The organism is Streptomyces sp. SudanB52_2052 (genome assembly GCF_964272415.1).
GTDB classification, from domain to species: domain Bacteria; phylum Actinomycetota; class Actinomycetes; order Streptomycetales; family Streptomycetaceae; genus Streptomyces; species Streptomyces olindensis.
Genome location: NZ_OZ186796.1, coordinates 5,470,417 through 5,488,026, shown reverse-complemented (window position 1 = coordinate 5,488,026; position 17,610 = coordinate 5,470,417). Strand labels below are relative to the sequence as shown.

The 17,610-nt window shown below is 70.9% G+C and carries 14 protein-coding genes; 9 read left to right on the top strand and 5 right to left on the bottom strand.

All coding sequences use genetic code 11. From position 1 onward, the window contains the following. Positions 1-118: 118 nt before the first annotated feature. The 5 genes from ACSUPV_RS24580 to ACSUPV_RS24560 all read left to right on the top strand — a co-directional run bounded on the left by ACSUPV_RS24580 (position 119) and on the right by ACSUPV_RS24560 (position 8,013). Positions 119-874: a TIGR03089 family protein gene (locus ACSUPV_RS24580; protein WP_436948563.1), complete on the top strand. Its 756-nt coding sequence runs from the start codon at positions 119-121 to the stop codon at positions 872-874. A 169-nt stretch (positions 875-1,043) separates the two neighbouring features. Next, complete coding sequence (locus ACSUPV_RS24575; RefSeq protein ID WP_436948562.1) at positions 1,044-2,258, top strand: LCP family protein; 1,215 nt, start codon at positions 1,044-1,046, stop codon at positions 2,256-2,258. 239 nt (positions 2,259-2,497) lie between these two features. After that, positions 2,498-4,240, top strand: coding sequence for an LCP family protein (locus ACSUPV_RS24570; protein WP_436948561.1), 1,743 nt, complete (start codon positions 2,498-2,500; stop codon positions 4,238-4,240). Between the two features lie 90 nt (positions 4,241-4,330). Continuing rightward, the gene (locus ACSUPV_RS24565; RefSeq protein WP_436948560.1) at positions 4,331-6,019 is read left to right on the top strand and encodes an LCP family protein; all 1,689 of its coding nucleotides are present in this window, start codon (positions 4,331-4,333) and stop codon (positions 6,017-6,019) included. Positions 6,020-6,240: 221 nt separating this feature from the next. Further along, entirely contained in the window at positions 6,241-8,013 is a 1,773-nt protein-coding gene (locus ACSUPV_RS24560; RefSeq protein WP_436948559.1) for an LCP family protein, read from the top strand. Between the two features lie 34 nt (positions 8,014-8,047). Here ACSUPV_RS24560 and ACSUPV_RS24555 read toward each other — a convergent pair whose 3' ends face one another. Next, on the bottom strand, positions 8,048-8,785 hold the full coding sequence (locus ACSUPV_RS24555) for a hypothetical protein (protein WP_436950001.1): 738 nt from the start codon (positions 8,783-8,785) through the stop codon (positions 8,048-8,050). Between the two features lie 76 nt (positions 8,786-8,861). On the opposite strand from ACSUPV_RS24555, the gene ACSUPV_RS24550 reads away from it, so the two are divergent. Continuing rightward, on the top strand, positions 8,862-10,409 hold the full coding sequence (locus ACSUPV_RS24550) for an LCP family protein (protein ID WP_436949937.1): 1,548 nt from the start codon (positions 8,862-8,864) through the stop codon (positions 10,407-10,409). A gap of 52 nt (positions 10,410-10,461) precedes the next feature. On the opposite strand, the gene ACSUPV_RS24545 is transcribed toward ACSUPV_RS24550, so the two are convergent. After that, positions 10,462-11,505: a glycosyltransferase family 2 protein gene (locus ACSUPV_RS24545; protein WP_031119216.1), complete on the bottom strand. Its 1,044-nt coding sequence runs from the start codon at positions 11,503-11,505 to the stop codon at positions 10,462-10,464. A gap of 127 nt (positions 11,506-11,632) precedes the next feature. Here ACSUPV_RS24545 and ACSUPV_RS24540 point away from each other — a divergent pair, with 127 nt between their 5' ends. Both ACSUPV_RS24540 and ACSUPV_RS24535 read left to right on the top strand, forming a co-directional pair. After that, positions 11,633-13,108 carry an LCP family protein gene (locus ACSUPV_RS24540; protein WP_078650666.1) on the top strand — a complete coding sequence of 492 codons (1,476 nt, stop codon included), beginning with the start codon at positions 11,633-11,635 and terminating at the stop codon, positions 13,106-13,108. Between the two features lie 200 nt (positions 13,109-13,308). Next, complete coding sequence (locus ACSUPV_RS24535) at positions 13,309-13,674, top strand: four-helix bundle copper-binding protein (RefSeq protein ID WP_031119218.1); 366 nt, start codon at positions 13,309-13,311, stop codon at positions 13,672-13,674. 60 nt (positions 13,675-13,734) lie between these two features. Here the strand turns inward: ACSUPV_RS24535 and ACSUPV_RS24530 are convergent, their stop codons facing one another. Beyond that, positions 13,735-15,036: an LCP family protein gene (locus ACSUPV_RS24530; protein ID WP_051648407.1), complete on the bottom strand. Its 1,302-nt coding sequence runs from the start codon at positions 15,034-15,036 to the stop codon at positions 13,735-13,737. 119 nt (positions 15,037-15,155) lie between these two features. On the opposite strand from ACSUPV_RS24530, the gene ACSUPV_RS24525 reads away from it, so the two are divergent. After that, positions 15,156-15,713, top strand: a complete 558-nt coding sequence (locus ACSUPV_RS24525) for an acyl-CoA thioesterase (RefSeq protein WP_037758822.1) — start codon at positions 15,156-15,158, stop codon at positions 15,711-15,713. Between the two features lie 27 nt (positions 15,714-15,740). Here the strand turns inward: ACSUPV_RS24525 and ACSUPV_RS24520 are convergent, their stop codons facing one another. Continuing rightward, positions 15,741-16,019, bottom strand: a complete 279-nt coding sequence (locus tag ACSUPV_RS24520; RefSeq protein WP_436949936.1) for a tyrosine-type recombinase/integrase — start codon at positions 16,017-16,019, stop codon at positions 15,741-15,743. A 406-nt stretch (positions 16,020-16,425) separates the two neighbouring features. Next, entirely contained in the window at positions 16,426-17,583 is a 1,158-nt protein-coding gene (locus ACSUPV_RS24515; RefSeq protein ID WP_436948558.1) for an acyl-CoA dehydrogenase, read from the bottom strand. Positions 17,584-17,610: the final 27 nt, after the last annotated feature.

The window sequence follows — 17,610 nt, the reverse complement described above, 5'->3', positions numbered from 1 at the left end:
GTCCATTTGGGAGTTGACGGACTGTCGGTCGGCGTTCGGCCGAACCGGTGGCGCGGGCGCGGCGGTGCGGTGGCCGGACCATTGGGTGGAGGCCGGTGCGCCGCGTACGCTTGCGCGGGTGAACGCCACCGATCGCACCCCTGCCGACCTGCTGGGTTCCGCGCTCGCCGCGGATCCGGGACGTCCCCTGGTGACCTTCTACGACGACGCCACGGGCGAACGGGTCGAACTGTCCGTGGCCACCTTCGCCAATTGGGTGGCCAAGACCGCGAACCTGCTCCAGGACGAGTTGTCCGTCGAGCCCGGGGACCGGGTGGCCCTGCTGCTGCCCGCGCACTGGCAGACGGCGGTGTGGCTGCTGGCGTGTGCGTCGGTGGGTGCCGTCGCGGACGTGGCGGGGGACGCGCGGGCGGCCGACGTCGTGGTGAGCGGGCCGGACACGCTGGAGGCGGCTCGGGCCTGCTCCGGGGCGCGGGTCGCGCTGGCGCTGCGGCCGCTCGGGGGGCGCTTCCCGCAGCCGCCCGAGGGGTTCGTCGACTACGCGGTGGAGGTGCCGGGGCAGGGGGACCGGTTCGTGGCGTACGCGCCGGTGGATCCCGAGGAGCCGGCGCTGATCGTGGCGGGGCGGGAGTTCAGCGGGGCGGAGGTGGTCGAGCGGGCCCGGGCGGAGGCGTCGGGGCTGGGGCTGACCGGACCCGGCTCGCGGATCCTGTCCGGGTTGCCGTACGACACGTGGGAGGGGTTGAACGCGGGATTGTACGGGCCGTTGGCGACCGGGGGTTCCGTGGTGCTGTGCCGGAACCTGGACCGGGCCGGGGACGGGGTGCTGGACAAGCGGGTGGAGAGCGAGCGGGTCACGGCCATCGCCCGGTAGGCCGTTCTCCGCAGCGGCGGACTGCGAGGCGTCGCGCTGCTCGGCGGGTGCCCCCCTGGTGCCGCCTCCCCCGTTCAGCCCACCCCCACCCACCTCCCACCCCCCATCCGCGCCATGGTCGTAGGAGCAGGGCGTGCGGGTCTCCTACGTCAGGAGGGGTGGTGCTGTCGTGGGTGGCAGGGTTGGGCCTGCGGCCGGGGCCTCGGCCAGCGGGCGGGGGCTGGTGCGGCGGCGTCGGCGGCGGGGCGTGCGCACCGCGGCGTTCGCCGTCACCGGCCTCGTCGTGGCCGCCGCGGGAGCCGGATGGGCCGTCTACGCCAAGCTCAGCGGGAACATCACGCCCGACGAGGCGGCCGCGGCCGAACTCGCGCGGTACGAGAAGGAGCGGCCCACCTCGCTGGTGAAGGACGCGCGGAACATCCTGCTGATCGGCTCGGACTCGCGCGAGGGCGAGGACAACGCCCGCTATGGCCGGGACTCCGGCACCGAGCGGTCGGACACCACGATCCTGCTGCACCTGTCGGCGGGCCGGGACAGCGCCACCGCCGTCTCCCTGCCCCGGGACCTGATGGTGGACCTGCCGGGCTGCAGGCGGCCGGACGGGTCCCGCAGCGCGCCCCGGTTCGCCCAGTTCAACCAGGCGTTCCAGGTGGGCGGTTCCGCGTGCACCATCCGGACCGTCGAGAAGCTCACGGACATCCGCGTCGACCATCACGTCGTCGTGGACTTCCACGGCTTCAAGAAGATGGTCGACGCGGTCGACGGCGTCGAGGTGTGCCTGCGGGAGCCGATCGACGACCGGGCCGCCAAGCTGAGGCTGCCCGCCGGGCGGGTGACGCTCGACGGCGAGCAGGCCCTCGGCTACGTCCGCGCCCGCAAGTCCCTGGGCGACGGCAGCGACACAGAGCGGATGGAGCGGCAGCAACGATTCCTCGGAGCGCTCGTCAACAAGGTGCGCAGCAATGACGTCCTGCTGAATCCGGCGAAGCTGTACCCCGTGCTCGACGCCGCCACGTCCTCTCTCACAACCGACCCGGATCTGGCGAGCCTTCGTGGTTTGTACGAACTCGTGCGCGGGCTGCGCGACATCCCCATGGAACAAGTGCAATTTCTGACCGTGCCCCGGGAGTCGTACGCATTCGACGCCAATCGCGACCAACTCGTGGAGCCCGAGGCCGAGAAGCTGTTCGAGCGGCTCCGAACGGACACACCGGTGGTCGTGGCGGGAAACGTACCGCGTGGTTCCGCTCCGCTGAGGCCCACCGATTCGCGTGACGGGTCGTACGAGGATTCGCATCCGGGGCCGTTCACGAAGCCCGTCGTCACCGTTTCTCCTCCACCGACCTTCCGGGGGAACACGGCAGCCGAGGACACCTGTGAGTAAAGCGGACACCAAGGTAACTCCAAGGCAACGAACTCTTCATCTGAGAAATGGGCGAATTGCCCAGGTGTAGGGACGTGGAATTTGTCACCGTCGTCGCTCGGCACTGAACTGGGCCGTTAGTGTGAGCGATCCGGTGCGCCCGGCTCTGAGGACGGTCCTGAGGTCGCGCACTGTGTGACGAGACCCGAGCGCCTTGGAGGGGAAGGCGCCGCGTGCCCCGACGGAGGAACTAGGCAACCGTGGACGCGCAAGGCCGAGGGCGGGCGGACGACGTCGATCCCGCAGACCAGTGGGTGCTCAACCCGAACACCGGCGAATACGAACTGCGACTGGCCCCTTCCAGCCCGCAGTCGGGCGTTCCCGGACCGCGCAAGCCACCCGCCGCGGACACGGACCCGCCGGCCCGCGCCCGTACGGACGCGCCCGGACGCCCGCGGCCCGGGGCCCCCGGCCGTGCGGTGCCGCCGCCGCGCAGGCGCCGCGGGGCGCCGGAGGAGCCGCCGCCGGGGCGGCGCGGGCGGCGGCCCGTCAAGAAGGCCTCCAAGGGCAGGAAGGCCCTGCTGTGGACCGGCGGCACGATGGCGTTCGTGCTGGTCGCCGGCGCGGGCGCCGCGTACTTCTACATCGAGCACCTGAACAACAACATCGCGTCCGTCTCCGACGACGGCGCGAGCACCGGTGGCTTCCAGAAGGACAAGGCGATCAACATCCTGCTGATCGGCACCGACAAGCGCACCGGCAAGGGCAACGAGAGCTACGGCGACGCGGGCAGCGTCGGGCACGCCGACACCACGATCCTGCTGCACGTCTCCAAGGACCGTTCGAACGCCACCGCGCTGAGCATCCCCCGCGACCTGATCGTCGACGTGCCGGACTGCCCGACCACGCAGGAGGACGGGACGCAGAAGATCATCCCCGGCACGCAGGGCGTCCGCTTCAACACCAGCCTCGGCCAGGACGGCCGTACGCCCAGCTGCACGATGCGGACCGTGACCGAGCTGACCGGCGTCAAGCCGGACAACTTCATGGTCGCCGACTTCAACGCCGTCAAGACGCTGACCAGCGCGGTCGGCGGTGTCGAGGTCTGTCTGGGCAAGGACATCGACGACCCGGACTCGCACCTGAAGCTGTCGAAGGGCACCCACACGATCGAGGGCGAGCAGGCGCTCGCCTTCGTCCGCACCCGCCATGCCGTGGGCTTCGGCGGCGACCTGAGCCGGATCGGACTCCAGCAGCAGTTCCTGAGCGCGCTGATGCGCAAGCTGAAGTCCAACGACACGCTGTCGAGCCCCTCGAAGATGCTGAAGCTGGCCGAGGCGGGCACCAAGGCGCTGACCGTCGACTCCCAGCTGGACAGCATCAGCAAGCTGAAGGACCTCGGCATGGAGCTCGGCAAGCTCGACACCAAGAACCTGACCTTCACCACGACCCCGGTGATCGACAACCCGGCGGAGAAAGTCAAGTCCACGGTCGTGCTCAACGAGTCGTCGGCCCCGCAGGTCTTCGACATGATCAAGAACGACATCTCGTTCACCGCGGTCAAGGAGCAGAAGAAGAAGGAGGCGGCCGCGGTCGCCGCCCGGCTGAAGGGCACCAAGGCCCCGGCCTCCGAGGTCCGCGTGCGGGTCCTCAACGGCGGGGCCGTCGCCGGCAGCGCGCAGGAGACGCTCAGCTGGCTGCAGAACGAGGAGGGCGTGACCAAGTCGGAGAACGCCGGCAACGCGCCCGCCGAGCTGGCGAAGACCACGCTCGAGTACGCCCCCGACCAGGCCGACCAGGCCCGCCGCCTCGCCGCCCTCATGGGCCTGCCCGGGTCCGCGATGAAGCCGGGCGAGAGCGTCACCAACTCCCAGGGCGTGCCCGCGATGACCCTGACCCTCGGCAAGGACTTCAAGGGCGCGGGCGTCTCCCTCACCGCTCCGTCGAAGGCGCCGGAGGGCGTGCAGAAGTCCACGGCGGACAAGGTCGAGTGCGCCCAGTGACCTGACGGGCCTGTCGTGCGTCTCACAGGGCGTACGACAGGCCTTGTCCGATGACGCGCGGGAAGCGCGGCGGGGTGCGGAGCGGGAGAGATGGCGCGCAGCAGCGGTGTGTACGGGGAGGGCGCGAAGCCGGGTGCCGTGCCGCGGGTGCCGGTCCAGGACCAGGGCGGCCACGACCGGGCACCGGCCCCCGGCGGTGACGGTCCGGGCAGGCCGGACAGATCCGGCGGAACCGGACGCCCGGGCGGCTCCGGCGGCTCCGGCGCTTCGGGAGGCAGGCCCGGCCGCGTGCGCCGCGCCCTGCGCTGGTCGGCGACGGCCCTCTCCCTGCTGGTCCTCGTGACCGCGGGTGCCGGATACCTCTACTACGAGCACCTGAACGGCAACATCCACAAGGGCCGGCGCAGCAGCGGCGCCTCCGGGGCGGCGAGGACGGGGCCGAACGCGGCCGGGCAGACGCCGCTGAACATCCTGCTGATCGGCTCCGACAGCCGTGCCTCCGACGAGAACGTGACGCTGGGCGGCGGCCGGGACAGCCGGGGCAATCCGCCGCTGGGTGACGTGCAGATGCTCATCCACCTGGCCGCGGACCGCAGGAGCGCCTCCGTGGTGAGCGTGCCGCGCGACACCCGCGTCGACATACCGAAGTGCACGGACCCGGCGACCGGGAAGACGTACCCGCCGGTCAACACCATCATCAACGCCTCGCTGGCCCGCGGCGGAGCGGGCTGCACGCTGGCGACCTGGGAGAACCTCACCGACACCTACATCGACCACTGGATGACGATCGACTTCGCGGGCGTGGTGCGCATGGCGGACGCCATCGGCGGGGTCGAGGTCTGCGTCCGGCAGAACGTGTGGGACCGGCCGCTGCCCGGCGTGCCCGGCGGCTCCGGCCTGAAGCTGACGGCCGGCCGGAAGAAGGTCCAGGGCGTGCAGGCGCTGCAGTGGCTGCGCACCCGCCACGCCTGGGGCAGCGACCCGCTGCGGGCCAGGGCGCAGCACATGTACATGAACGCGATGATCCGCACGCTCAAGGCGCAGAACGTCTTCACGGACACCGGCCGGCTGACGGACCTGGCGGAGGCGGCCACGAGGTCGCTGCACGTGTCGGAGGAGATCGGCACGGTGAAGCGGCTGTACGACCTGGGCACGCAGCTCAGGACCGTGCCGACGGACCGCATCACCATGACGACGCTGCCCACGGCCCAGGATCCGCAGGACGCCAACCACCTGGTGCCGGCCGGGGCCGACGCCGACCGCGTGTGGTCCATGATCCGCGACGACGTGCCCTTCGACGGCAAGGGCGGGAAGCCGGGCGCCAAGCAGGACGCCGAGCGGCCCTCCCGGGATCCGGCCGCGGCGGACGGCGAGATCGGCGTCCTGGTGCGGAACGCCACACGCTCCGCCACCCTCGGCCCGGTCGGCGGCCGGGCGCGGGCCGTCGCGGACGCGCTCGTCGGGAAGGGCTTCACGAAGGCCGCCGCGGACCCCTCCGGCGCCCTGTCCGAGGAGCGCACCGTCGTGCGCTACCCGAGCGCCGAGCTGGCGGGCGACGCCCGGCGGGTCGCCAAGGCCCTGGGGATCCCGGCCAGTTCGGTGCGGCGGTCGACCGACGTCTCCGGCGTCACCGTCGTCGTGGGCGCCGACTGGCGTACGGGCACGGCCTATCCGAAGCAGCCGGCGCCCAACTCCGAGGACCTGCCCGGCGACACGGACGCGCTCAACGGGTCGGACACCGGTCCGTGCATGGACGTGTACGCGCCGTACCGCTGGTAGCGACCCGCGACGCACCCGCACACGGAACCGTCGAACTCCCGTGCGCTGACTTGGGACGGATTGCCCCCATGTATGGATGTTGAATTTGTCATTCAGTGCACACCGGCGTTCAACTGGGCGGATAGTGTGAGCGATCCAGTGCTTCTGTGATGACCAAGTACCCGTGCGCCTTCCGGGGGGGGAGAGGGCGCCGCGTGCCCCGACGGAGGAATCGGACAACCGTGGACGCGCAACGCCGTGGGCGGGGGGATCAGATCGACCCCGCAGACCAGTGGGTACTCAATCCGAACACCGGCGAATACGAACTGCGACTGGCCCCCTCCGCACCGCAGTCGTCGGGCACCGGGACGCGCGGGTCGGCGGGCGGCCGTACGACGCCGCCCCGCACGGCCGCTCCGCGTACGGCGGCGCCCCGTACGGCGACTTCGCGCACCGGGGCTCCCCGTGGGGGTGCCACCCGCACCGACGTCCCGCCGCAGCGCAGGCGGCGCGGCGCTCCCGAGGAGCCGCCGCCGGGACGGCGCGGCGGGCGGCGGCCGGTGCAGCAGAAGCCTAAGAAGACCAGGAAGGTCCTGGTGTGGACCGGCGGCACCATGGCGTTCCTGCTGGTCGGCGTCGGCGCGGCCGGCTACTTCTACCTCCAGCACCTGGAGGGCAACGTCACGACGACCGACGTCGGCAGCGCGGGTGCCAGCAACTTCAGCAAGGACGAGGCCTTCAGCATCCTCATCATCGGCACCGACAAGCGCACCGGCGAGGGCAACGGCGGCTACGGCGACAAGGGCAGCAGCGGGCACGCCGACACCACGATCCTGCTGCACGTCGCCGAGGACCGCTCCAACGCGACCGCGCTCAGCATCCCCCGCGACCTGATCGTGGACATCCCCGACTGCCCGACCAAGCTGGAGGACGGCTCGGAGAAGGTCGTCCCGGGGCTGCGGGGCGTCCGCTTCAACCGGAGCCTCGGCGAGAGCGGCCGGGACCCGGGCTGCACGATGCGCACGGTGAAGGAGAACACCGGCATCGAGGTCGACCACTTCATGATGGCCGACTTCAACGCGGTGAAGACGCTGACCACGGCGGTGGACGGGGTCGAGGTGTGCGTGGAGAAGCCCGTCAACGACAAGCAGTCCAAACTCGTCCTGCCCGCGGGCGAGTCGACCGTCGAGGGCGAGCAGGCCCTCGCGTTCGTCCGCACGCGCAAGAGCTTCGGCAACAGCGGCGACCTCGACCGGATCAAGGTGCAGCAGCAGTTCCTGGGCTCGCTCATGCGCAAGATGTCCTCCAGTGACACCCTCACCAGCCCCTCCAAGCTGCTGAAGCTGGCCGAGGCCGCCACGAAGGCCCTGACGGTGGACAAGGCGATCGGGAACGTCGGCACGCTCAAGGACATCGCGCTGGAACTGAAGAAGGTGCCGACGAAGAACATCACCTTCACGACGGTCCCGGTGAAGGACAACCCCGCGGAGACGGTGAAGGCGACGGTCGTCCTCAACGAGGCACAGGCCCCCCAGGTCTTCGAGATGATCAAGAACGACGTCTCGTTCACCGAGGTCAAGAAGCAGCAGAAGAAGGAGAAGGACGCCGAGGCCGCCCGGCTCAAGGGCACCAAGGCCCCGGCCTCCGAGGTCCGGGTGCGGATCCTCAACGGCGGTGCCGTCGCCGGCAGCGCACAGAAGACCCTGCAGTACCTCCAGGTCGAGGAGGGCGTGACCAAGTCCGAGAACGGGGGCAACGCGCCCGCCGCACTGGCGAGGACGACCCTCGAGTACGCCCCTGGCCAGGCCGACCAGGCCCGCCGACTGGCCGACATCATGGGCCTGTCCGGCGCGGCGCTCAAGCCCGGCGAGAGCGTGACCAACGCCCAGGGGCTGCCCACGATGACCCTGACCCTCGGCAGGGACTTCAAGGGCGCCGGTGTGAAGCTCAACGCCCCGGTCGAGGCGCCGGACGTGGAGAAGTCCACGGCCGACAAGGTCACGTGCGCGAGTTGACCCGCTGAGGGCAACTGACAGGCCCGTCGTGCGTCTAACAGGAGGCAGGGCGGGCCTGTTGCATGCGTGGGGGGCGGAGAGGACCGGGGAAAGTGACGCAGAGCGGTGTGCGGGAGGACGGAACGCGACGGAGCGTCCACCACGAACCGGTCCCGGGCGGAAACGAGCCGACGGGCACGCGGTCGCCCGAGGGCGACGGCATGCCGACGGGGAACACGAGGACGGACACGAAGACGCCGAGCGTCGACGACGGGCCGACGCGCGGCGCGAAACCGCCGAGCGGTGACAGCGGGCCCACGCGGGGCGCTAAGACACCCGGCGGCGACGGCAGGCCCACGCGGGGCGCTAAGACACCCGGCGGCGACGGCAGGCCCACGCGGGGCGCTAAGACACCCGGCGGCGACGGCAGGCCCACGCGGGGCGCTAAGACACCCGGCGACGGCAGGTCGGCCCGCGGCGCGAAAGCGCCCGGCGGTGACAGCGGACCCGCGCGCGACACGAAGACCCCGAGCAACGACAGCAGACCGGCCCGCGACACGAAGACGCCCAGCGACAACGGCAGGTCGGCCCGCGACACCAAAGCGCCCGGCGATGACAGCGGACCCGCGCGCGACACGAAGACCCCGAGCAACGACAGCAGACCGGCCCACGGCACGAAGACGCCCAGCGACAACGGCAGGTCGGCCCGCGGCGCGAAAGCGCCCGGCGGTGACAGCGGGCCCGCGCGCGACACGAAGACCCCGAGCAGCGACAGCAGGTCGGCCCGCGGCACGAAGACGCCCGGCGGTGACAGCGGACCGGCCCGCGGCGCCGAGTCCGCCGGTCATGAGGGGGCCTCGGCCGCGGGCGTGGGGTCCTCTGCGGATGGCCGTGGCGGTGACGGCGGCGAGGGAGGCGGGCGGCGGCGCGGGGGCCGGCCCCGGCGCAGGCGGCGGGCGTTGAAGTGGTCCGCCGTGGTGCTCGCCGTGCTGATACTCGGCACGGCCGGGACGGGCTACTTCTACTACCGGCACCTCAACGGCAACATCAAGAAGGACGCCCTGAACCTCGGCGACAACAAGGTCGCCGCCCCGACGCCGAACGCCGCCGGCCAGACCCCGCTGAACATCCTCCTCATCGGCTCCGACGCCCGCGACACCGAGGAGAACCAGAAACTCGGCGGCGCCCGCGAGACGTTCGGCGCCACTCCCCTGGCCGACGTCCAGATGCTGCTGCACCTGTCCGCCGACCGCACCAACATGTCGGTCATCAGCATGCCCCGCGACACCCTGGTCAAGATCCCCAAGTGCACCGACCCGGACGACGGCAAGGTCTACCCGGCGACCCAGGGCCGGACGATGACCAACCAGAGCCTCGGCCACGGCGGCCCCGGCTGCACGGTGGCCACCTGGCAGGAGCTCACCGGCATCCACATCGACCACTTCATCATGGTCGACTTCGCCGGAGTCGTCTCGATGGCCGACGCCGTCGGCGGCGTCCCCGTCTGCGTGGACGCCAACATCCACTCCCGCACCTCCGACGGCAAGGGCTCGGGCCTGAAACTGGAGAAGGGCACCTCGTACATCCAGGGCGAGCAGGCCCTGCAGTGGCTGCGCACGCGCTACGGCTTCGAGGACGGCAGCGACCTCGCCCGCGCCAAGGCCCAGCACATGTACATGAACGCGATGGTCCGCCAACTGCGCGAGAACGCCACCCTCAGCAGCCCCAACCAGCTGCGCAGACTGGCCGAGGAGGCCACCCGCGCCATGACGGTCGACCCGGGCCTCGACACCGTCAGGAAGCTCTACGACCTCAGCACCGAGCTGCGCAAGGTGGAGCCGGAGCGCATCACCATGACCACGATGCCCAACCGGTACGTCGGCGCCCGCGTGGAGCCCACGGAGGACGCCGAGCAACTGTTCCGGCTGGTGCGCGAGGACATCGCCCTGGACGGCAAGGACAAGACGAAGAAGGCCGAGGAGAAGGCCTCCGCCGACCCGGCCGCGGCCGACGACGAGATCGCCGTCCAGGTCCGCAACGGCACCCGCACCGACACCCTCGCCCCGGCGAGCGGACGCGCAAGCACCGTGGCCGGGCTGCTGAAGGAGGAGGGCTTCACCGAGGCCGTCGCCGACACCGAGGGCTCATGGAGCGAGGACCGGACCGTCGTCCGCTACCCGAGCGCCGACCTGGAGGGCGACGCCCAGCGCGTCGCCGAGGCCCTCGGGATCCCGCTGAGTTCGGTGAAGCGGTCGACCGACGTCTCCGGCATCACGCTCATCGTGGGCGCCGACTGGCGTACCGGCTCCGACTACAAGGCGCCGAAGCGGAACGACAGGACCCCGAAGTCGGCCGAGGCGCTCAATGGCGCGGACGACAAGGCGTGCATGCACGTCAACCCCGGCTTCACCTGGTGACGAAGACGGGCCCCTCCCGAGAGGAAGGGGCCCGAAACCCTGCGGCCTGGGGTCAGCCGGTGGCCGCGTCGGCGTCCGCCCGGACCGACGGGCGCCGGGACGCGATGACCTTCCTCGCCAGCGCCCGCGGGCTGGTCAGGAAGCCCCAGCCCCACGACATGTGCATCGTGGCCAGCGCCACGGGGATCTGCAGCCGCGCCTTCAGCGGCAGCCCCTTGCCCGCCGGGATCGAACCCAGCAGGATCGCCGCGAGATAGCCGCCGGGCACCACGAAGCCCCACGGCGTCAGCAGCACGCCCACCAGGATCCCGGCCGCGATCGCGCACACGGCGGTCGGCGGGGCGAGGTAGCGCAGGTTGATCGAACCCTCGTGGTAGCGGGCGACGACGTGCCGCCAACGGCCGTAGTCCTTGTACTGCTTGGCGAGCGCCTTCACGCTCGGCCGCGGCCGGTACGACACCTTCAGCTCGGGCGAGAACCAGACCAGCCCGCCGGCCTCACGGATGCGGAAGTTCAGCTCCCAGTCCTGGGCGCGGATGAACTCCACGTTGTAGCCACCCTGCTGCTCCAGCGCCTCGCGCCGGAACACCCCCAGGTAGACCGTCTCGGCCGGGCCCGCCTCCCCGCCCGTGTGGAACGAGGCGTTGCCCACACCTATCTTCGAGGTCATCGCGGCGGCGACGGCGTGCTCCCAGTCGTTCTCGCCCTCGGCGTGCATGATGCCGCCGACGTTCTGCGCGCCGGTCTCCTCCAGGAGCCGTACCGCGGTGGCGATGTAGTTCGGGGAGAGCATGCCGTGGCCGTCGACCCGGACCACGATCGGATGCCGGGAGGCGTTGATCGCCGCGTTCAGCGCCGCGGGCGTACGGCCGGTGGGGTTGGGGACGGTGTGCACACGCGGGTCTTCGGCCACGAGCTCGGCGGCGATCTCGTCCGTGCGGTCCGTGGACGGACCGAGGGCGATCACGACCTCCATCTCGCCGGCGTACTCCTGCGCGAGGATCGCTTGGACTGCTCCCCGCAGATGCCGCTCCTCGTTGAGGACAGGCATGATCACGGAAACGGCGGGGAGCCGCACGTCGGGATTGGCGTTCATAGGGGGCTCACGTTACCGCGAACGGGGGATAGCGTTGCGCGCCGCCGGGGCGGTACCGCGGGCCGCAGATCGTATCGGCCTACGGTTTCACGGATCCCACGTACGGCCGTCGTCCGGAGGTGTCCCCATGCCCACGCCGCCGCGGTCCCCTCGGTCCACCGCCGCACCCCAGCGCCGCCCCCAGCCACCCGCCCCCCGCCGGCCCGCACCGCCCGCACGGCGCCGGAAGCCGCGCTGGGGCATGCGGGCCGTCACCACACTGTCCGTGGTGGTCCTCGCCTCCGCCGGCATCGGACACGCGGTCGTGACCAGCCTGGACGCGGACATCGCCCGGGTCGACCCCTTCAAGGACATGAAGAACCGGCCCCAGGCCGGCCACGGCATGAACGTCCTGCTCGTCGGCACCGACGACCGCGAGAAGATCAGCAAGGAGGAGCGGCGCAAGTACCGGCTGGGCGGGGCACCCTGCCACTGCACCGACACGATCATGATCGTGCACATCTCCGAGGACCGGGAACGGGCGAGCGTGGTGAGCCTGCCGCGCGACTCGTACGCGGTGATGCCCCCGCACGTCGACCGCACGACGGGCGAACGGCACGGCGGGCACCCGGTCAAGCTGAACGCGGCGTACGCGGAGGGCGGGCCGCAGCTGACCGTGCGGACCGTGGAGAGCATGACCAAGGTGAAGATCGACCACTACCTGGAGGTCGACTTCACGAGCTTCATGAAGACGGTGGACGTCGTCGGCGGCGTACAGATCTGCACGGCCGCCCCCCTGAAGGACAGCTACACCGGCCTGGACCTCCCCGCCGGCCGGCACACCCTCGCGGGCGGCCAGGCACTCCAGTACGTGCGCGCCCGCCACGTCGACGGGGCGTCAGACCTGGGCCGCATGAAACGGCAGCAGCGCTTCATGGCGGCGCTCGTGGAACGCGTCACATCCTCCGGGATCCTCCTCAACCCGATGAAGTTCCGGGACGTGACCCGGGCCGTGCTCGGCTCGGTGCGGGCCGACAAGGGCTTCGGCACGGACGAGATGCTCGACCTCGGCCGGGCCATGCGGAACTTCTCCCCCTCCTCCTCCGAGTTCACCACCGTCCCGATCGGGCGGATGGGATACGCCGTGAAGGGCGTCGGCTCCACGCTGAAGTGGGACCCCGTGAAGGCGGAGCGCCTCTTCCACGCCCTGCGCCAGGACCAGCCGCTGTCCGTGCACCGGCAGCGCGCCGCGGCCCGCATCGTGTCGGTGGCCCCGCAGCAGATCCGCGTCCAGGTGGAGAACGGCACGCGCACGCCCGGCCTCGGCCGCCGGGTGAACGCGGCCCTCGCGTCAACGGGCTTCCGTACGACGCGGGCCCCGGTGAACGCCACCGCCCGCGACGTGAAGCGCACGGTCGTCGCCTACGACCCCCGCTGGGACCGCTCGGCCAAGTCCCTCGCGACGGCCCTCCCGGGCAGCGAACTGCGCCCGGTCAAGGGCCTGGGCCCGACCCTGAAGGTCATCGCGGGGGCGGACTTCGAACGCGTCCGCAAGGTACGGGCCGAGGATCCGGGGCAGGGGGAGTTCGGGGTGGTGCGGGGGGACGAGGTGGCGTGCACGTGAGGGAGGCGGCCGGGCCTCGTCCGCCGGCACGGGCCGACCTCCCGTCCGAAGGCCATGGCTCTGGTCACGGACGCCGACGGGCCGTGACGCACGCTTGGCGGATTGGTTCCTTCCGCCCCGTTGGCGGGCGGCGCCGCACAGGCGTAGGACGGAAGGGCACGGGGACCGACCCCCGGCCCCCGCCGTCCCCGGGAGGAACCATGACCCAGCAGCCCACCACGGCCACCCCGATGAGCAAGGAGATGCAGGACTGCGTCCAGGCGTGCATGTCCTGCCACAGCACGTGCGAGGAGACCATGAGCTCCTGCATGCAGATGGGTGGCCAGGCCCAGATGCAGGTCATGCGCGCGGTCATGGACTGCGCCGAGATGACCCGCATGTGCGCCGACATGATGATGCGCCGCTCGCCACTCGCGGCCGAGATGTGCGCGATGTGCGCCCGGGCCTGTGACATGTGCGCCGAGGCGTGTATGTCCATGCCGGACGACGCGCAGATGATGCGCTGTGCCGAGGCGTGTCGCACCTGCGCCGAGATGTGCCGGAAGATGTCGGCCGCCACGATGTGAGGACCGCCGCTCACGGCGAAGGGGGCACCCGCCCGGGTGCCCCCTTCCGCCGCTTCGGGCTCAGTTGCCCGAGACGGTGACCTTCTCGTCGTTCTTCAGCTGGTTCACCAGCGTCTTCACCTTCGCGGTGTCCCACTGGAGGTTGCCGTTCGCGGAGTTGCCCGAGATCGGCATGTTCATCGACTTGCCCTCGCCGCCGCTGACGCCCTTCATCGCCCAGAACATCGACGCCAGGTCGAACAGGCCCATGTCCTTGTCGACCACGAGGGAGTCCAGGCCGGCGCCCATCGTCGGGTACAGCTTGAAGGGGTTCAGGATCGTGCTCGGGGTGGCGACCTGGTTGGCCAGGGCCGAGAGGAACTTCTGCTGGTTCTTCGTGCGGTCCAGGTCGGAGCCCGCGAGCGCGTAGCGGGTACGGACGAAGGCGAGGGCCTGCTCGCCGTTGAGGGTCTGCTTGCCCTTCTTCAGGTCCGCGCCGGACTTGGTGTCCTTGATGTCCTGCGGGATGTCCATCTCGACCCCGCCGACCGCGTCCACGATGTTCGCGAAGCCGCCGAAGCCGATCTCCACGTAGTGGTCGATGTGCAGCCCCGTATTGGCCTCGACCGTGCGGACCAGCAGCTCCGGTCCGTCCTCCGCGTACGCCGCGTTCAGCTTCACCTGACGGCCCGTGGCCGGGTAGAGCTTGCCGGAGTCGGAGCCCTTGTAGGAGGGGATCGTGACGTTCGAGTCACGCGGCAGCGAGATCAGCGTCGGGCCGTTGCTGCCGGTGTGCAGGATCATCATCGAGTCCGTGCGCTTGCCCTCGGCGGACCCGGTGTGCAGCTTCTTCTTCTCCTCGGCCGACATGCCCGCGCGGCTGTCGGAGCCGACGATCAGGTAGTTCGTGCCCTCGCCCGCCTCCGGCCGGTCGATGACCTTCGACAGGTCGACGTCGCGGTTGAGCTTGGAGTCGGCCCAGAAGTACGTGGCGACGCTCGTCACCACCAGGACCGTCACCAGCGTGATCGCCGTCACCTTGATGCGGCGGCGCCAGTTCGGCGCGGGGCGCGGCTCGTACCCGCCGCCGCCCGGTCCACCGGGGCCTCTGCCGCCGGGGGAGCCGTAGACCTGGCCGGTGTTGTAGCCGCTGTCGTAGGCGCCGGGCGGCTCGGCGTAGCCGCCGTCCACGTACGACGGCTGCTGCGGCACGCCGCCCGCGTACTGCGGTGCGCCGCCGTAGGCACCCTGCCCGGGCGACGGCGCCGGGCCGCGGCGGACCTGCCGCATGACACGGGCGCTCTCGGGCTGTGCGCTCGCGCTGCCGCGTCCGTACCGGCTGCCGCGGTTGTCGTCGGACCATCCCTCGGGCCAATTGTTCATGCGCCCCAGTGTGCAGGTCCCCGTAGTGCGCCATACAAGAGTCGTCGGAAAATCAGAGCACGGCTGTGGCGAAGCTGACACAAAACCCCCTCATGCCGCCTCGGCATAAGGTAGGGGCCATGACAGACCAGGCCCCAGCTGCGGATTCCGGCAGTCCGGATATCCCGGGCAAGCCGACTTCGGCGTCCCGCACGACCCTCAGCCACATCATGACCCACAACGACACGAACCTGCTGGGGACCGTGCACGGCGGCGTGATCATGAAGCTGGTCGACGACGCGGCGGGTGCCGTGGCCGGGCGGCACTCGGGCGGGCCGGCCGTCACGGCGTCCATGGACGAGATGGCGTTCCTGGAGCCGGTCCGCGTCGGCGACCTGGTCCACGTCAAGGCGCAGGTGAACTGGACCGGCCGGACCTCCATGGAGGTCGGTGTCCGGGTGCTGGCCGAGCGCTGGAACGAGTCCGCGCCGCCCACGCAGGTCGGCTCCGCCTACCTCGTCTTCGCCGCCGTCGACGCCGACGGCAAGCCCCGCCGGGTGCCCCCGGTCCTCCCGGAGACCGAACGCGACAAGCGCCGCTACCAGGAGGCCCAGATCCGCCGCACCCACCGCCTGGCCCGCCGCCGCGCGATCATGGAGCTGAGGGAGAAGCGGGCGGCTGAGGGGTTCGAGGACTGACTGGGGCGAGGCAAACCGGGCACGGCCTCAGCCCGTCATGCGGACGCCACGGCCACCACGCCGCCCCGGCGCCTCCAGTCGGTCGGCTCGCAAGGCCCCGTCGATCGCAAGTCGGGCCCGATCCGGGGCGTCCGGCATCAGGCCCGCGTAGTACCGCTCGGTAAAGCTCACCGACGTGTGCCCCAGCCAGGCTGAAACCTCTGAGACCGGCACGCCCTGGCTCAGGAGGGATGCGGCGTAGAAGTGCCGGAGGCTGTGTGGCTTGAAGTAGTCGACGTCGGCTGCCGCGAGTGCGGGACGCCAGATCCTCCCGTACCAGTAGTACGGGTAGAGCAGGCCCGTGCCTGTCGCATTGGGGAACAGCGTTCCTCATCGCCCCAGGTGCCGTGGTCCCGGAGGTGACGTCGCAGTGCGATGGCCACCACGTCCGGCAGCGGAACACGGCGCCCTTGTTCTCCGTGCTCACGCCACTTGACGTGCCGGAGCCGCATTCTGCCGTACCGCCCGGATCCCGTGTCACCGTCGCAGGCGACCTGCCGGTCGACGGTGATCAGCCGGTCGGCGAATGAGATGCGATCACGACCGAGCCCCATGGTCTCTCCGAGCCGCAGCCCGCAGCCCGCCATGACCCAGAGCATGCAGCGGTACCGCTCCGGGAAAAGAGTGAAGGGCGCCCGACTCGGGGCGCCCTTCGGTCTCAGCTCACCATCCGTTACGGCAGGTTGCGCGCCATGACGATGCGCTGGATCTGGTTGGTCCCCTCATACAGCTGCGTGATCTTGGCGTCGCGCATCATGCGCTCCACCGGATAGTCCCGCGTGTAGCCGTACCCCCCGAGGAGCTGCACCGCGTCCGTCGTGACCTCCATCGCCACGTCCGAGGCGAAGCACTTGGCGGCGGCGCCCTGGTACGTGAGGTCGGCGTCGCCGCGCTCGGAGGCGGCGGCGGCCTGGTAGGTCAGGGCGCGGGCGGCCGAGATCTTCATGGCCATGTCGGCGAGCATGAACTGGATGCCCTGGAAGTCGGCGATCGGCTTGCCGAACTGCTTGCGCTCCTGGACGTAGCCCTTGGCGTAGTCGAGGGCGCCCTGGGCGATGCCGAGGGCCTGGGCGGCGATGGTGATGCGGGTGTGGTCGAGGGTCTTCATCGCCGTGGCGAAGCCGGTGCCCTCCTCGCCGATCATGCGGTCGGCGGGGACGCGGACGTTGTCGAGGTAGACCTCGCGCGTCGGGGAGCCCTTGATGCCGAGCTTCTTCTCGGGGGCGCCGAAGGAGACGCCCTCGTCGGACTTCTCGACGACGAAGGCGGAGATGCCCTTCGAGCGCTTCGACGGGTCCGTCACCGCCATGACCGTGTAGAACTCGGACTCGCCCGCGTTGGTGATCCAGCGCTTCACGCCGTTGAGGACCCAGAAGTCGCCGTCGCGGACGGCCTTCGTCTTCATGCCGGCGGCGTCGGAGCCGGCGTCGGGCTCGGAGAGGCAGTACGAGAACATGCCGTCGCCCTTGGCGAGCGGGGCCATGTACTTCTTCTTCAGCTCCTCGGAGCCGGAGAGGATCACCGGCAGGGAGCCGAGCTTGTTCACGGCCGGGATGAGGGAGGAGGAGGCGCAGACGCGGGCGACCTCCTCGATCACTATGACGGTCGCCAGCGCGTCGGCGCCCGAGCCGCCGTACTCCTCGGGTACGTGCACCGCGTGCAGGTCGTTGGCGACGAGCGCCTCCAGGGCCTCGCGGGGGAAGCGGGCCTCCTCGTCCACGGCGGCGGCGTGCGGCGCGATCTTCGCCTCGGCCAGCGAGCGGACGGCGTCGCGGAGCATGTCGTGCTCCTCGGACGGGCGGTACAGGTCGAAGTCAGCCGATCCGGCCAAGGTCTCTCACGCTCCAAAACGCTGCGA